The organism is Serratia sp. EWG9 (assembly GCF_019913725.1).
Classification (GTDB): Bacteria; Pseudomonadota; Gammaproteobacteria; order Enterobacterales; family Enterobacteriaceae; genus Serratia; species Serratia ureilytica.
The window spans coordinates 338,893-355,397 of sequence record NZ_JADNRO010000004.1 but is presented as its reverse complement, the minus strand read 5'-3'; the positions used below and the strand labels follow the sequence as shown (position 1 = coordinate 355,397).

The 16,505-nt window shown below is 56.4% G+C and carries 11 protein-coding genes and 1 tRNA gene; 11 read left to right on the top strand and 1 reads right to left on the bottom strand.

Translation table 11 applies throughout. The features are described from left to right. Positions 1–114: 114 nt before the first annotated feature. The 3 genes from mutY (at position 115) to mltC (ending at position 2,624) form a co-directional block, all read left to right on the top strand. Positions 115–1,215, top strand: a complete 1,101-nt coding sequence (gene mutY, locus ITX55_RS12320; RefSeq protein ID WP_004937408.1) for an A/G-specific adenine glycosylase — start codon at positions 115–117, stop codon at positions 1,213–1,215. Then, entirely contained in the window at positions 1,212–1,484 is a 273-nt protein-coding gene (locus tag ITX55_RS12315) for an oxidative damage protection protein (RefSeq protein WP_004937404.1), read from the top strand. The genes mutY and ITX55_RS12315 overlap by 4 nt, the downstream gene beginning before the upstream one ends. 63 nt (positions 1,485–1,547) lie before the next feature. Then, positions 1,548–2,624: a membrane-bound lytic murein transglycosylase MltC gene (gene mltC, locus ITX55_RS12310; protein WP_033644661.1), complete on the top strand. Its 1,077-nt coding sequence runs from the start codon at positions 1,548–1,550 to the stop codon at positions 2,622–2,624. A gap of 48 nt (positions 2,625–2,672) precedes the next feature. Here the strand turns inward: mltC and speF are convergent, their stop codons facing one another. Further along, a complete protein-coding gene (gene speF / locus ITX55_RS12305; RefSeq protein WP_072626992.1) occupies positions 2,673–4,838 on the bottom strand; it encodes an ornithine decarboxylase SpeF in 2,166 nt (721 codons plus the stop codon). A 706-nt stretch (positions 4,839–5,544) separates the two neighbouring features. Between speF and ITX55_RS12300 the strand changes: the two genes are divergently transcribed. The 8 genes from ITX55_RS12300 (at position 5,545) to ITX55_RS12265 (ending at position 16,123) form a co-directional block, all read left to right on the top strand. After that, positions 5,545–5,620, top strand: a tRNA-Phe gene (locus tag ITX55_RS12300). 637 nt (positions 5,621–6,257) lie between these two features. Further along, a complete protein-coding gene (locus tag ITX55_RS12295) occupies positions 6,258–6,830 on the top strand; it encodes a sorbitol dehydrogenase family protein (protein ID WP_223085094.1) in 573 nt (190 codons plus the stop codon). Positions 6,831–6,833: 3 nt separating this feature from the next. After that, entirely contained in the window at positions 6,834–8,489 is a 1,656-nt protein-coding gene (locus ITX55_RS12290) for a GMC family oxidoreductase (protein ID WP_223085092.1), read from the top strand. Continuing rightward, positions 8,486–9,904, top strand: coding sequence for a cytochrome c (locus ITX55_RS12285; protein ID WP_198809168.1), 1,419 nt, complete (start codon positions 8,486–8,488; stop codon positions 9,902–9,904). Before ITX55_RS12290 ends, ITX55_RS12285 begins: the two co-directional genes overlap by 4 nt. A 232-nt stretch (positions 9,905–10,136) precedes the next feature. Then, positions 10,137–11,339, top strand: a complete 1,203-nt coding sequence (locus ITX55_RS12280) for a lactonase family protein (protein WP_052764909.1) — start codon at positions 10,137–10,139, stop codon at positions 11,337–11,339. Between the two features lie 1,024 nt (positions 11,340–12,363). Beyond that, positions 12,364–13,659, top strand: a complete 1,296-nt coding sequence (locus ITX55_RS12275) for a lysine N(6)-hydroxylase/L-ornithine N(5)-oxygenase family protein (RefSeq protein WP_089195187.1) — start codon at positions 12,364–12,366, stop codon at positions 13,657–13,659. Between the two features lie 50 nt (positions 13,660–13,709). Continuing rightward, positions 13,710–14,594, top strand: a complete 885-nt coding sequence (locus ITX55_RS12270; RefSeq protein WP_182073830.1) for an ATP-grasp fold amidoligase family protein — start codon at positions 13,710–13,712, stop codon at positions 14,592–14,594. Between the two features lie 614 nt (positions 14,595–15,208). Next, a complete protein-coding gene (locus ITX55_RS12265; protein WP_223085091.1) occupies positions 15,209–16,123 on the top strand; it encodes an alpha/beta hydrolase in 915 nt (304 codons plus the stop codon). Positions 16,124–16,505: the final 382 nt, after the last annotated feature.

The following is a 16,505-nucleotide window of genomic DNA, read 5'->3' as shown; positions in this document are numbered from 1 at the left end:
TTTAGCAAGTGTTCATCTTCTGTACCCGCCGTGCGGCGTCGGAAAGTTCCGGTTTACAGCATCATGACTCTATGCTGCAATCTCGCTTCATTTTCTGCCGGATAACGACTCTTCATGATGCAAGCACAACAATTCGCACAGGTGGTGCTTGACTGGTACCAGCGCTACGGCCGCAAAACCCTGCCATGGCAGCTGGAGAAAACCGCCTATCAAGTATGGCTCTCCGAAGTGATGTTGCAACAGACCCAGGTTGCCACCGTCATTCCTTATTTTCAGCGCTTTATGGCCCGTTTTCCCAACGTGCGCGCGCTGGCGGAGGCCCCGCTGGACGAAGTGCTGCATCTGTGGACCGGCCTCGGCTATTACGCCCGCGCCCGTAACTTGCACAAAGCGGCGCAGACCATTGTCGCACAGCACGGCGGCGAGTTCCCGACAACCTTCGCAGAAATCGCCGATTTACCGGGCGTCGGCCGTTCCACCGCCGGCGCGGTGCTGTCGTTGGCGCTGGGCCAACACTATCCGATCCTCGACGGCAACGTGAAGCGCGTGCTGGCTCGCTGCTACGCGGTGGAAGGCTGGCCGGGCAAAAAAGAGGTCGAAAACCGGCTGTGGAAAATCAGCGAAGAAGTCACCCCGGCCCAGGGCGTCGGCCAGTTCAACCAGGCGATGATGGATCTGGGCGCCATGGTCTGCACCCGCTCCAAGCCCAAGTGTGAGCTCTGCCCGCTCAACGTCGGCTGCCTGTCTTACGCCAACCACAGCTGGGCCAACTACCCCGGCAAGAAGCCCAAGCAGACCCTGCCGGAAAAAACCGCCTACTTCTTATTGCTGCAGCACGGCGACCGCGTGTGGCTGGAGCAGCGCCCGGCGGTGGGCCTGTGGGGCGGCCTGTTCTGCTTCCCGCAGTTCAGCGCGCGCGTGGATTTGGAACTCTGGCTGCAGCAGCGCGGTCTGAAAGGCAAGCGCCTGGAACAGCTGACCGCGTTTCGCCACACGTTCAGCCATTTCCATCTCGATATCGTGCCGATGTGGCTGTCGCTCGACGCGGCGGGCAGCGGCATGGATGAGGGCGCGGGTCTCTGGTATAACTTAGCGCAGCCGCCGTCGGTCGGGCTGGCAGCGCCGGTGGACCGCCTGTTGCAACAGCTGGCGAAGCAGCCCCCGATCCAACAAAACTTATATGGCGATAGCGCCATCGATGAGGAATTAGCATGAGCCGCACCATTTTTTGTACTTTCCTTCAACGCGACGCCGAAGGCCAGGACTTCCAGCTTTATCCCGGCGACGTCGGCAAGCGCATCTACAACGAGATCTCCAAGGAAGCCTGGGGCGAGTGGATGAAGAAGCAGACCATGCTGATCAACGAGAAGAAGCTGAACATGATGAACGTGGATGACCGCAAACTGCTGGAAGAGGAAATGATCAAATTCCTGTTCGAAGGGCACGACGTGCACATCGAAGGCTATACGCCGCCGAGCGAATAACGCTGTTGGGGCCAGGCGCTGGCCCGCTTCAATCCTCTTATACTTCTTCCAAACGGCTTTAAGATGAAGAAAATTTTAGCTTTGCTCGTAATAGCGCCTTTGCTGATCTCCTGTTCCGGCAAAAAAAGTGAAGAAATCAACGAAGCCTGGATCAAAGACACCAACGGCTTCGACATTCTGATGGGCCAATTCGCCCACAACATCGAGAACATCTGGGGTCTGAACGAAGTTCTGATCGCCGGGCCGAAAGACTACGTCAAGTACACCGACCAATACCAAACCCGCAGCCACATCAACTTCGACACCGGCGCCATCACCGTCGAGACCATCGCCACCACCGATCCGGCCGCGCACCTGCGCCAGGCGATCATCAGCACGCTGCTGATGGGTGACGATCCGGGTTCGATCGACCTCTATTCCGACGCCAACGATATCCAGATCAGCAAAGAGCCGTTCCTGTACGGCCAGGTGCTGGATAACAAAGGGGCGCCGATCCGCTGGGAATGGCGCGCGGCGCACTTCGCCGATTACCTGCTGCAGACCAAGCTGCAAAAACGCACCTCCGGCCTGCACGTCATCTACTCGGTCACCATCCAACTGGTGCCGAACCACCTGGACAAACGTGCGCATAAATATCTGCCGATGGTGCGCAAGGCGTCGGAAAAATATGGTGTGGACGAGTCGCTGATCCTGGCTATCATGCAGACCGAATCGAGCTTCAACCCGTATGCGGTGAGCGGTTCGGACGCGCTGGGCCTGATGCAGGTGGTGCAGCACACCGCCGGTAAGGATGTGTTCCAGATGCGCGGCAAATGGGGCACCCCGAGCCGCAGCTACCTGTTCGATCCGGAGAACAACATCGATACCGGCACCGCCTACCTGGCGATCCTGCAGAACAACTACCTGGGCGGCATTCAGAACCCGACCTCGCGCCGCTATGCGGTGATCACCGCTTACAACGGCGGCGCCGGCAGCGTGCTGCGGGTGTTCTCCAGCGACAGAACGCGCGCGGTGGGCATCATCAACGGCATGCAGCCGGGCGACGTGTATCAAACGCTGACCACCAAGCACCCGGCCGCCGAGTCGCGCCGCTATCTGGTGAAAGTGAATACCGCGCAGAAGAGCTACCGCAGAAAGTAGCGCTTCCCGCGTGGATAGAAGAAGGGCCGGTGCGAACCGGCCCTTTTTTCATGGCTTGATCATATAGCCGAAGATGCGCTTCCAGCCGTGATCTTTTTTCTCGATGTAGACCCCCTGCAGCTCCGGCGAGAAGCCCGGCAGGCGGTTGATGCCCTCCTCGAGCGCCAGGAAGTAGCGCTGCACCGCGCCGCCCCACACTTCGCCCGGCACCACGCACAGCACGCCCGGCGGATACGGCAGGGCCCCTTCCGCCGCGATGCGCCCTTCCGCCTGGCCGATCGGCACCAGCTCGACGTTGTCGCGGATAAACTCCACGTTGGCGTCCTGCGGGTTCATCACCACCGGCGGGAAATGATCCTGACGGAACATCTCCTTTTGCAGCTGCTTAACGTCAAAGCTGACGTACAGATCGTGCATCTCCTGGCACAGCCGGCGAATGCTGTAGCCGCGGTAACGCTGCTCGTTCTTGCGGTACACCGTCGGCAGCACCACGCTCAGCGGCGCATCCTCTTCGACATAGCGTTCGAACTGCGCCAGCATCTCCACCAGCTGTTCCATCTTGGCCGGGTTCTCCGCCGGGGTCAGCAGGAACAGGATCGAGTTGAGATCGCACTTCTCCGGCACGATGCCGTTCTCGCGCAGGAAGTTGGCCAGAATGGTGGCCGGCACGCCGAACTCGGTGTATTGGCCGGTCGCGGCGTCAATCCCCGGCGTGGTCAGCAGCAGCTTGCACGGATCCACCAGATACTGATCCTGGGCATAGCCTTCGAAGCCGTGCCACGTCTCCCCCGGTACGAAGGTGAAGAAGCGCGCGTCGTTGGCGATCAGATCGGTATCGTAATCCTGCCAGTCCTTGCCCGCCACCTGCAGCGGAATAAACGGCTTCAGCTGCGAGCAGCGCGTGAGCAGCTGTTTGCGCGTCTCGATGCCCAGCTTGACGCAGTCCATCCACATGCGGCGCCCGGCGGGGCCGGCATGCATCTTGGCGTTGACGTCCAGCGCGGCGAACAGCGGATAGAACGGGCTGGTCGACGCATGCAGCATGAACGCATTGTTCAGATGCTTATGGTTGCAGTGGCGCTTTTGCCCTTTGATATGGTCGTCTTTCTTATGGATCTGCGACGTCTGCGAGAACCCCGCCTGCTGTTTATGCACCGACTGGGTGACGAAGATGCCCGGATCGTGCTCGTCCAGCTCCAGCAGCAGCGGCGAACACTCTTTCAGCATCGGGATAAAACCTTCGTAGCCCACCCAGGCGGAGTCGAACAGGATGTAATCGCACAGGTGGCCGATGGTGTCGATCACCTGGCGAGCGTTGTAAATCGTGCCGTCGTAGGTGCCAAGCTGAATGATCGCCAGCCGGAACGGCCGCGCCGCCGCGGCTTTCTCCGGCGCCACCTCGCGGATCTGCTCGCGCAGGTAGCGCTCGTCGAAGCAGCGCGCATCGATGCCGCCGATAAAGCCGAACGGGTTGCGGGCGGTTTCCAGATACACCGGCGTGGCGCCGGCCTGGATCAGCGCCCCGTGGTGATTGGATTTGTGGTTGTTGCGATCGAACAGCACCAGATCGCCACGGGTCAGCAGCGCGTTGGTCACCACCTTGTTGGCCGCCGAGGTGCCGTTGAGCACGAAGTAGGTTTTATCGGCGTTGAACACCCGCGCCGCATGCTTTTGCGCATCCTTGGCCGAGCCTTCGTGGATCAGCAGATCGCCCAGCTTAACGTCGGCGTTGCACATGTCGGAACGGAAAAGGGTTTCACCGTAGAAATCGAAAAACTGCCGGCCGGCCGGGTGCTTGCGGAAGAACTCGCCGCCCTGATGTCCTGGACACGCAAAGGTCGAATTCTCCATCTCGACGTAGGTCTTCAGCGTTTTGAAGAACGGCGGCAGCAGCGCCTGCTCGTAGGCGTCGGCGGCGGCCTCCAACTGCGCCATGTAGAATGGCTTGCTGGCGCCGGCCAGCAGCGCAAAGACCCCGCTGACAAACGGCAGATAATCCGGGGAAAGATGCTCGTCCCCTTCCACCGCCACGAAGGTCGGAATATCGAACCCCGTCGCCTGCAAGCGCGCCAGAATGCCGGCGTCCACGTCGGCGACCGACACCACCACCGCCGCCACGTCGGTGTAGTCCGTCTGCTCTACGCGCACGATCTGGCGCAGCGTCTCAATGGTGGCGACCAGGCTGGCGCTGGTTGCGATTTTCAATTCTTTCATCATGCTGACTCTCAAACGGTGAAGGATGAGGGTGTGCCACCGGCACGGTAATGAGATAACGCGGTTATCCCGGTAAAAGCGATACCCGGGCACGGCAGCATAAGCGGCGTGCGTGACCGCCTCATGATCGGGGACCATCAGGCAGCTATCGGGGGGAACTGGTCTTGGCAGCGTCCGACAGGCATCAGTAAAATCAGGGCCGCAGCGCTGGCTTTACGCATGCCTAACAGCGAGCATCAGGCGGCCTTACCGCATGATCGGCAGGCGTATTCGGACGGATGGCGTTCGGAGCAAGCAGAGACGGAACGGTGGCGGCGTCAGAGGTCTGGTGCGCGACAGCGCTTGAGCGACAAAACCAGTCATGCCAATAACCCTCTGACTTATAAGAAGCGGGAACACCGTCAGGGAACGGAGAGTGCTAAAATTTGCGCAATGATTGCATGATTCGTTACGAGGTTCAAGCGAGAATCACCTGGATTGAGCTTGCATTAATGCAAAGGTAACATTTTGTTATTTAAAAATAAATATGAAACACGGCCTTGATAAGGTGGTATAAATACACGTTTTTTATGCATATTTATTGGGTGGCGATATCGCCACAGGTTCTAGCGCTTCGGATTCGCTGCCTGAAAATAGAGCAACCGATCGGCTTTGTGACAGAAAGCGATTGACGCCATCCGGCCAATACGGTTTAATGCGCCCCGTTGCCCGGATAGCTCAGTCGGTAGAGCAGGGGATTGAAAATCCCCGTGTCCTTGGTTCGATTCCGAGTCCGGGCACCATATTTAGAGAACCCAGCCTATGGCTGGGTTTTTGCTTTTCAGGGACAGGACTCTCCATCGAACTGCGTTCGATTATTCGGCCAAAGGCCTCACCCTGCGGGCCAGCGCTGAGACCTTGAATACCGAGCAGAAGTGCTCCTGTTCCTATCTCTTTAACCTAAATCTCGGCCTTTATATTCGCAGTCTTAATTGATGCCAGCCGCCTGCCCTGTGTTTACGGCACTGTATTATTTCCATTTGCGCCATAACCCGACCTTACTTATTTTCGCCGTCATTTGAATTAATACGCAAACACGGGTTACGCAACAATGCCATTAATGTTTTCATTCTGCGCCTGATAAAAACCCACAGTCACAAACCGATAAAAACATTAAATAACAATCAATTAAACAGAGCCACACCACATAATCCCCTGCCGTTATTAAAAATAAACCAAAAATGCGGTCGGCACTCACCTTGTGATTTTTTGATAAATACCGTCCGTTGCCGCTGCTAATTTACCGACAGGCGTTCTTAAAACATCACATCGGTGAAGATCGTCATATCACCGTAATAGAACGCTTAATTTAGCCTGCTCACCCACTGATATTTTGGCCTTTTTTGGCTCTGGCATTAAACACCCGTTGAGAAAAAACATATGGAATATGGTTTATCAGACAATGGCGAACAGCCGGATCAACATGGCAAGGGCGTCAGCCGCAGAAATGTCTTGCTCGGCCTGGCGTCAACGCTTGTCGCCACCGCATTGGCCGGCGCCCCATTCCTCACGCTGGCGGAACAGCATACCGCCGCGCAAAACCCCCTGCTTTTTGCCCATTTCTTCGCGCTCTCCCGGCAATTGACAGAACGTCAGGATATTGACCCTGGCATTTCGGCTCGTATTTTCACTGCGTTGAGCCTCGCAAACCCGCAATTCTCATCACAGGTTGAGCGATTAAGCGCACGCGTGAAGGCCGGACAAAGCGCCGGGCAACTTCAGCAAATCGCCGGCCAACTGGGGCTCTCGGTATTGGTCTCGGCCATCGTCACCGCCTGGTATACCGGTACCGTGGGCCAGGGGGCAAACGCCAGTCTCATCGCTTATAAAGATGCCCTGATGTATCGCCCGGTTAAAGACGCCTTGATTGTGCCCACCTATTGCGGCAACGGCCCGCTTTGGTGGACCGCCGCCCCGCCTGAGGTTAACGCCTTACTGCCCTCTGAGAGCTGAATCATGAAAAAACCGGTATTCACGGCTGATGGCGATGCCTCGGCCGATATTGTCATCGTCGGCTCGGGGATCGTCGGCGGCATGATGGCGGACCAGTTGGCCGGCCAAGGCTATTCCGTGCTGGTATTGGAGGCGGGCCTGCGTATCGATCGCGCGCAGGCCGTCGAAAACTGGCGCAATATGCCGTTTGATAACCGTGCGGGCTCCGATTTTCAAGGCTTGTACCCGCAATCAGCCTACGCCACCGCGCCGCTCTATTTTCCGCCAAACGATTATGTCGCGTTAAGTGGCCCAAGCGCGGACAGCTTTAAGCAGGGCTATTTACGCACCGTGGGCGGCACGACCTGGCACTGGGCGGCCTCCTGCTGGCGCCATCTGCCAAACGATTTCAAAATGAAAACGCTGTACGGGGTTGGCCGCGACTGGCCCATCGCCTATGACGATCTGGAGCCCTACTACTGCCGCGCGGAGGAGGCGATTGGCGTCGCCGGCCCAAACGATCCGGCCAAACAATCGCCTTCAGCGCGCAGCAAGCCTTATCCCATGGATATGGTGCCCTGGGCCCACGGAGATACGCGCTTCGCCGAAGTGGTCAACCCGCACGGTTATCGCTCCGTACCGATCCCCCAAGGGCGCAGCACGCGACCATGGCAGGGGCGGCCCACCTGCTGCGGCAACAATAACTGCCAACCTATCTGCCCGATTGGCGCCATGTATAACGGCATCCATCACATCGAACGCGCCGAAATGAAAGGAGCGCTCGTGCTGGCGGAAGCGGTGGCGTACAAAATCGATACCGATGGACAAAATCAGGTTACCGCCGTGCATTGGCTGGACAACCAAAAGCGGTCGCACAAAGCCAGCGCCAGCGCGTTCGTCCTGGCATGCAATGGCATCGAAACCCCGCGCCTGCTGTTGATGGCCGCCAATGCGCAAAACCCGAATGGGATCGCCAACAGCTCCGATCAGGTTGGCCGCAATATGATGGATCACTCCGGCTTTCACTGCACCTTCCTGGCGAAAGAGCCGCTGTGGCCTGGACGCGGCCCGGCGCAGAGCAGCTGTTTAGTCGGCCCGCGCGATGGGGATTTCCGCAAGCATTACTCAGCCAACAAGATGATCCTCAATAACATCAACCGCGTTTTGCCGGCTACGCGCCAGGCCCTGGCGCAGGGCCTGGTGGGGAAAGCGCTGGATGACGAGATCCGCCGCCGCGCGGCGCACGGCGTCGATTTGTCCATCAGTCTGGAACCGCTGCCCGATCCCAATAACCGTCTGACGTTGAACGCAACGCGCAAAGACGCCCACGGTTTGCCTTGCCCGGACATTTACTATGACGTGGGGGACTATGTGCGAAAAGGGGCTGAAGCGGCGCACCGGCAGCTCAAGCATATTGGCCAATTGTTTGATGCCGATGAATTCACCATCACCACCAGCCTGAATGCCAATAATCACATTATGGGCGGCACCATCATGGGCAACGATGAGAAAAATTCCGTGGTGAACGGCGATTGCCGTGCGCACGATCATCCGAACCTGTGGCTGCCCGGCGGTGGCGCCATCCCTTCAGCCAGCGTGGTGAACAGCACGCTGACGATGGCGGCCCTGGGCCTTAAAGCGGCGGACGACATTGCCCGCAAACTGGCGGTGAAATCATGAGAAAACCTGCAAGGATAGCCTGGCTGGCGCTGCTCCTCGCGGCGGGCGGCGGCTCGGCGTTCGCCGCCGACGAAGGACCGTATTTCAGCGCCGAGCTGATTGAAAAAGGCGAGCGGCTCGCGGTAGCGGCGGACTGCCAGGCCTGCCACACCCAAACGGGAGGCGGCGAGCGATTTGCCGGCGGTTACAGCATCGCCACGCCGGTAGGCGTGATTTACACCACCAACATCACCCCCGACCAGGAAACCGGCATTGGCCGCTACAGCGAAGCGCAATTCGCCCGCGCCGTGCGTGAAGGCATTCGCGCGGATGGCACCCCGCTGTACCCGGCAATGCCTTATACGTCATACGTCAAATTGAACGACGAGGACATTCACGCGCTGTACGCCTACTTTATGAACGGCGTCGCCCCCGTCGTTCAGCACAACAGGCGAACCGAACTGCCCTTCCCCTTTAACCTGCGCTTTATCATGCCGGCCTGGAACAGTTTGTTTCTGGAAGAGGGGCATTTCAGCGCCGACAGCAGCGAAGATGCGCAATGGAACCGCGGCGCCTACCTGGTCAACGGCCCTGGACACTGCGATACCTGCCATACGCCGCGCAACGTGTTACTGGCTGAATACAGCGGGCAACCGCTTTCCGGCGCCATGGTCGGCAGTTGGTATGCGCCCAATATTACTTCCGACCCGATCAGCGGCATTGGCGGATGGAGCCAGGCTGAGCTAATCCAGTATTTGAAAACCGGGCGCGCGGCGGGAAAAAACCAGGCGGCGGGGGGCATGGCGGAAGCGATAGAAAACAGCCTGCAATATTTGTCGGACGACGATCTGGCCGCGATTGCCGCTTACCTGAAAAACAGTCCGCCGATCAGAGATCGACGCGATACGCGGCCGGCAGACAGCTTTGGCAAGCCGTTCAACGTTGAACCCGAGCTGCGCGGCGCGCATCCGCCGACCGCCAACGAGACGGTGATTGACGGCGCCGCCTTGTTCAGCGGCAACTGCGCCAGCTGCCACCAACCCGACGGCAGCGGCAGTCAAAACCAGGCCTATCCATCGCTGTTCAACAACACGGCGACGGGCTCGCGCAATCCCTCCAATCTGATCTCGGCCATTTTGTTCGGCGTCGAGCGCCGCGTCGGGGATCAACATATCCTGATGCCGAATTTCGGCCCGCAATCCTATGTCAATCCCTTGAACGACCAACAGATTGCGGCGATCGGCAACTATGTCTTGCAACATTACGGCAACCCCGCGGCGCACGTCACCGCCGAAGACGTTGCGATCCTCAGACGAGGGGGCCCGGCGCCCTTGCTGGCCGAGATGCAGCCCTATATGGCACCGGGGTTGGGCGGCGGCGCGCTGGCGCTACTGGCCGCCATCGCGTGGCGGGTGCGCAAACGCCGCGGCGCGTGATTCACGCCAATTAAAGCTCCCTACGCTGGCGGCCGCAGGGAGCTTGTCTGCCGGCGCGCAAGGCTCTGATGCCATACGCCAATGATGTGCTAAAAATAGGCCCCGCCGGCGTTTTGCACTATTTTGGTTATGTCTGCCTGTTCATTCTGGGCGGTGCCTCGCTACGACGATAAACCCTGTACACCGTTCGCCTCGGTCACAAAACACAGTCAATCACGCCAGGAGCCCGACCATGAAAAACGCAACGTTCCCCAGCATCGCCAAGTTTTCCTTTCTGTCTTTATTATTGCCGGCCTGGATCACCCAGGCCGCTCCCCCGCAGCCGCAGCCGGGCAGCACCGCGCAAATCGTTTTGATTGGCACCTGGACAGGGGAAAGAGACGGCGATCGGGTTCAGCCGCCCGTTTATCCCAGCCAGGGGATGTATCGGTTGGCGCTCAACGAAGACGGCAGCCTGCTGCCATTGAATCGCATAAAAATGGACAGCCCTTCCTGGATAGTTCTGAGCAAAAATCGCCAATTTGCCTATACCACCAATGAAACTCAGCAAGGCCAAATCAGCACGCTCAGGCTCGGCAAAGGCGGCGACCCGCAACGCATCAGCGGCATCGACTCGCAGGGACAAGAGCCGACGCATGCCGCCATCAGTCCAGACGGGCGCTACTTATTGGCCGCCAATTACTCCAACGCCCCCGGGCATGCCAGCGTCATCGTGGCCCCCATTCTCCAGAACGGTGAACTCGGCGAGGTGCTGCAGCGCTTTCCCTTCACCAAGGGCTCAGAGGCCGTTGCCGAACGGCAAGCCAGCGCCCATATTCACTCCGTCAACTTCACCCCCGACGGGCGCATGATGTACGCCGCCGATTTGGGCGGCGACATCATTCATGCCTTCTTCTACGACGCGGCAAATAAGGCCGCGCCGTTCAGGCTCGCGCCGGATTACGATTTGTCGTTTCCGCCGGGCACCGGCCCGCGACATATGATCTTTTCCGCAAATGGCAGATTCGCCTACGTGATCAGCGAAATGTCGGCGAATATTTTTGCCTACCAGATTAATAACGATCGGTTGGAGAACATCCAGACATTAGCGCTGACGGAAAGCGCCCGCGCGGATGCAAAGGGCGGCGGCGGGCTGGCGTTTTCCCCTGACGGAAAATACCTCTATGCGAGCAATCGCCAAAAAACCAACGAAATCGTGGGTTATAAAATTAACCCGGAGAATGGCAAACTCACGCTGATTGGCCGCACGCTTTCCGGCGGAATCGAACCGCGCGCTTTCGCCTTCGATAAAAGCGGAAAGTTTCTGCTAATCGCCAATGTGTTTAGTAATAACGTTACCGTATTACAACGCGATCTGGATACCGGCGAATTATATGGCAACGGCGTAAGCGTCCAGATAGGTACGCCAACTGACGTTAAATTTATCCACGAGTAAATTATTGCTGCGGCAATCCGTTTGTCGCAGCGCCAACATCGATTCTCTTGCCCACGAGCGCCATACTTTACCCCATTCCCATGGCGTTTAACGTTCAGGTAATGAGAATCATCATCAGCGGCAAAGGAATTATAAAAGAGAAACGCCAAAACAATTCAAACCGGGTTGATATAATGGCGGCTACATTCAGGCAAGTTCCGGCGGCACACGGATATCCTTGCACGTCACGCCGTCGCTGAACCTAAACGAACCTAAACGTCGAACTGTCGGCCAATCGGTTTTTAATTGGCGCTTTTCCAACGTCAACAGGCGCCTCTGTATATAACATGAACATTCACTCATTGAAATTAATGCATATAGGGATAATTTCCCGCCATACAGGCCCGCAAACAACAAAACTGGGCGCATTGGCCGATGTGAAAGCGGATACCCCCATGCCGCCCAGACGCAATAGCTCTCGCATCCAAAAGATAATAACACATTGAATACAATGATAAAAATACCATCAAAACGGCCTAATTTCATAATTTCACTTTAATTTCATCTTTTCAAAAAGCGCTCAACGCCTAATATCATGTTATTTCACCTTCCCAGAATCCCTTTTAACGCTATTCTAAGCAGCGAATACCTGATTCAAGAAACACAAGCCGAACGCAGAACGGCGTATACACGTTAACAGTCAATAGTCGATGCCAATCCCATGCGGCTTATCCTCTTTGCGGAGTGTCGTTTACATGGAATGATGAACGCGGTTTCTAAGATTATTGCTTAAGAATATTAATTAAACACACACGCAAGCTTTCGCAGGGACTTTCATGGAAAGAAATACACCCGTAGCCTTTACCTGATGTGCTACCGAATTCTAAACGGGCATTTAAAAATGACGCATTTTTAACCCGCATATCTTTTAATTATTTTTAATTCATGTCGTTTACTTATAAGAAAAAGGCAGCCTGGTTGCTATAAGCCAACCCCTTTGCAGCCGTATTTCTGGGTATTATTCTCATTATACTGGAGCTTATTAATGAATCAGCGTTTCGATATCATCGGTATTGGCCTTGGCCCGTCGAATCTTAGCCTGGCGGCCTTAGGGAGCGAAATCGAGGGATTTACGGGGCAATTCCTTGAGCGCAAACCTCATTTCTCCTGGCACCCGGGCATGATTTTGGCTGACTGCAACATGCAAACCAACTTTTTAAAGGATTTGGTGAGCGCGGTTGCCCCAACCAATCCCTACAGCTTTCTCAACTATCTGGTAAAAAACCGAAAATTCTACCGTTTCCTGACGACCGAACAGCGTACCGCATCGCGTGAAGAGTTCGCCGATTACCTCACCTGGGCCGCAAGCGGGATGGGATCGTTGGCGTTCAATCAAGACGTTCAGCGAGTCGAGTTTGACGATCGGCAACGCCAGTTCGTGGTGACCACCTCACGGGAGGTCTTCCACGCCAGACACGTAAGTATCGGTATTGGCAAGAAAATAAAGTTACCGGATTGCGTGACGGCGCAAAACGATCGCTGTTTCCACGCCAGCGAAATGATGCTGCGCAACCCTAATCTGGCAGGCAAACGCGTGGCGATCGTCGGCGGCGGCCAGAGCGGCGCCGATCTGTTCCTGAATATTTTTAAAGGGGAATGGGGGCAGCCGGAACAACTCGACTGGATATCGCGGCGCAACAATTACAACGCGCTTGATGAGGCGGCCTTTGCCAATGAATATTTCACGCCAGATTACGTCGAGAGTTTCTACTCACTGGACAGCGCGGCCAAGCGGCATATGCTGGCCGAACAAAAGATGACCTCAGACGGCATCACCAGCGAGTCGCTGCTGGCCATCTATCGCGCCATGTACCACCGCTTCGACGTACTGCGCGAGAAATTATGGGTGCGCCTGCTGCCCAGCCGTTCGCTGACGGCCGTAAAACACACGCTGGATAACGCCTACCAACTCGAAACGCGTCATCATCTCGATCACGGCGAGGAAACCTTCAAGGCGGACGTGGTGATCTTTGCTACCGGTTATCAATCGGCGACGCCTGAGTTCCTTGCGCCTCTGGCCCACCGACTGTTGACCACGGCGGACGGCGAGTACCGCATAGCCCCGGACTTTACCTTTGAGTGGGAAGGCCCGGCGGAGAACTGCTTATTTGCGATGAACGCCAGTATGCACAATCACGGCATCGCCGATCCGCAGCTGAGCCTGATGGCGTGGCGTTCGGCCCGCATTCTTAATCGGGCGTTAGACCACCAGCCATTTGATCTGGGAACAACACCGACAGCCATTCAATGGCGCAGTGAAGGCGCGCCACCCGCGTTTTAAGTACAAGAACGTCTTAATCATTGTCACTATGCTTTGATGGAATTACGTATATGAAAAGACAAATAAATAAGTTCATTATGAATCAATTGGCCGTATTGGCCCCCGAATTCAAGGCCAGATTGATCTACAAAAGGGCATTTGGCAAACCGCTGAACTTGCAGGCGCCATCGACCTGGAATGAAAAAATCAATCACCTTAAGTTGAATGACTACAGTAAAAATGCCTTAGTCACTCAATGCGCAGATAAATATGCGGTTAGAGAGTACATCAAGGCACAAGGATGTGAAGAGATCCTTAATGAGCTGTACTTTGCCTGTGATTCGGTACAGGAGATCCCATGGGAAACGCTGCCTGAGAAATTTGTCATCAAGGGAAATCACGGCTCAGGATATAATTTAATTTGCCAGAATAAACAATCGTTGAACATTAAAAGCGCCTCCCAGCTGATCGATGGCTGGATGAAAGACGATTACTGGAAAACCTATGTAGAACTCAACTACAAAGGGATACAAAAAAAGATCATTGGAGAAAAGTATATCGAATCGGCCAATGGTCACGGGCCTGAAGACTACAAAATTTATTGTTTTCGCGGCGTGCCTTACTGCACCTTGCTGTGCGTCGGCAGGGATACCGGGACGCCGAAATATTACTTCTTCGACAAAGATTTCAAGTTCCTTTGCTATAGCGAGGACTGCCTGGCGTTGAGCCAGGAGGAGATAGACGCCTTCGTGAAACCGGAGGGATACGATGAGCTGTTTGAGTATGCCGCTCGCTTGTCGGCGCCCTTCGAGTTCGTGCGCGTTGATTTCTACATCTCTCAGGGCCAAATCATTTTCGGTGAGCTGACCTTTACCCCCTCGGCCGGGCTGGATACGGATATTCTGCCACCGACCGATGTTTTGCTTGGCAAGATGCTGACGCTGCAACAGCACTGATTATCATCAACAAAAGGCGGCGCAATTCCCCTGCGCATCCATCAAACAGGAGATACCGGCCGGCGTTTTCGCAGGCCGCCCGCCGGCATCTCACTGTGGGGCGGCGGGCCGGCACCGCCCCGCCACCTGCGCTTTATCCACAGCGGAGTGGCTTGCACCGCCATCGGGAACGTTCCCCTTTGGGCGACATAACCCCTTGAAAAACAATGGCATTAGAACATTAATAAGAATCGTTTACATATTTATAATAAAATGTTCTATATGTATAGGAAGCTATAATATAAGATACCGGAAAGTTTCCCTGGTGTTGTTGTGTGTCTTTGCCCTATTTTATAGGGCTTTTTTTTCGCTAACACCCATTGATGATTGAGTGTTTTTGCGCCCATCAGCAGATTATCCCTCTAAAAAAACATAATCATTTCTAATTAATCGTAACCCTTCTTATTCCTGACTTGCCAATAATAACAATGAGTTGCTATTAACCCTGCGAAGCATCAGGCAGCCACCGCCTGACCCCGGCCGCACTTCGCTACTGAAATACCCGCCCGAAGGAGAGGTTTTTACTGGGCGCGTACCGATGCTAATATCGGCCTTTTTCGAGGACGCTGCCCCGCATGTTATTGTCTCACCGGCATTTTATCTGCACGCTTCTGGCGCTCGCCATCGGCTTTTGGTTGCCGACTGCCGTGCAGGCCAGGCCCGATCTGGAACGCAGGATCGGCGTGACCGTCGCCGATAGCGACTCTGCGGATTACCGCTTCAGCGATCTGCGCTTCACCTCCGCCGATGGTCAACGGCGTTACCGCGTCCGTATCGCCCAGCCGCGTCGGGCGCCTGCGCCTGACGGCTATCCGACGATTTATTTCCTCGACGGCAATGCGGTGCTGATGGAGCTGAACGCCAGCTTACTGGCCAGATTGGCGACGGCGAAGCGGCCACCGGTGCTGGTGATGATCGGCTATGACAACGATCTGCGCATCGATGCCTCCGGCCGCGCCTACGACTATACGCTGCCTCTGCCGACGGGCATGAAGAAACCGCCGCAGGGGGGCGGGGGCGCGGAGGCCTTCCTGCAATTGATGGAAACGCGGATCAAACCGGCGATCGCCGCCAAACTGGCGGTCGATCCGCAGCGGCAAACGCTGTGGGGCCATTCCTACGGCGGGCTCTTCGTTCTGCATACGTTATTCGCCCATCCCGCCGCCTTCCAGCATTATATCGCCGTGGAACCCTCGCTGTGGTGGGGCAACGGCATGATCCTGCAAGAGGCGCAGCAGTGGGCGGAACGGCATCCGACGCCGGCGGCAAGGCTGCAGTTGTGGGTGGGTCTGGCGGAGCGCGATCGCGCGGCCCCGCCCGGCGTGAAGAGCCCTGCACTGCCGGCGAACGCGGCGCAAATGCTGGCGGAACGCCTGGCAAAGCTCGACGGTCTTACCGTCGGCTATCGGGAGTGGCCCGGCTTGGGACACGGCGCCATGCTGGGTGCCGCCATCGAGCCGGCACTGAACAGCGTGGCATATGAAGACTAAAGGAGGGTATCGACCGCATTTTCATCGGCGGCTCATATCTTCTGATAAGAAGAGCGTTTAATATCTGAGACAGCGCGCAGTCATCGCGGAACGGATGCGCAAAAACAAAGTGGCTCCCCCGTCGGCAAGTTAGCTTGCTCTATCCGGTGGAGCCATACAGTACTGCAGTTTTCCCTGTGGGGCCCTGGTGAGGCGCAAGTAGGAAAAGATGGTGTTGGCAGGGCATTTCAGCGTTTTAATACTGCCTGTTTCGCTATTTTCTTCACCCTGTGATGCTTACTATAAGCGCCCGCCTGCACGGCGGAAAAGGGTGAAAACCACCCTTGAAATACATTAATAAAAGTGATAATAGAAGCGGTTGGGGCGAAAGCGTCTAGTTCAT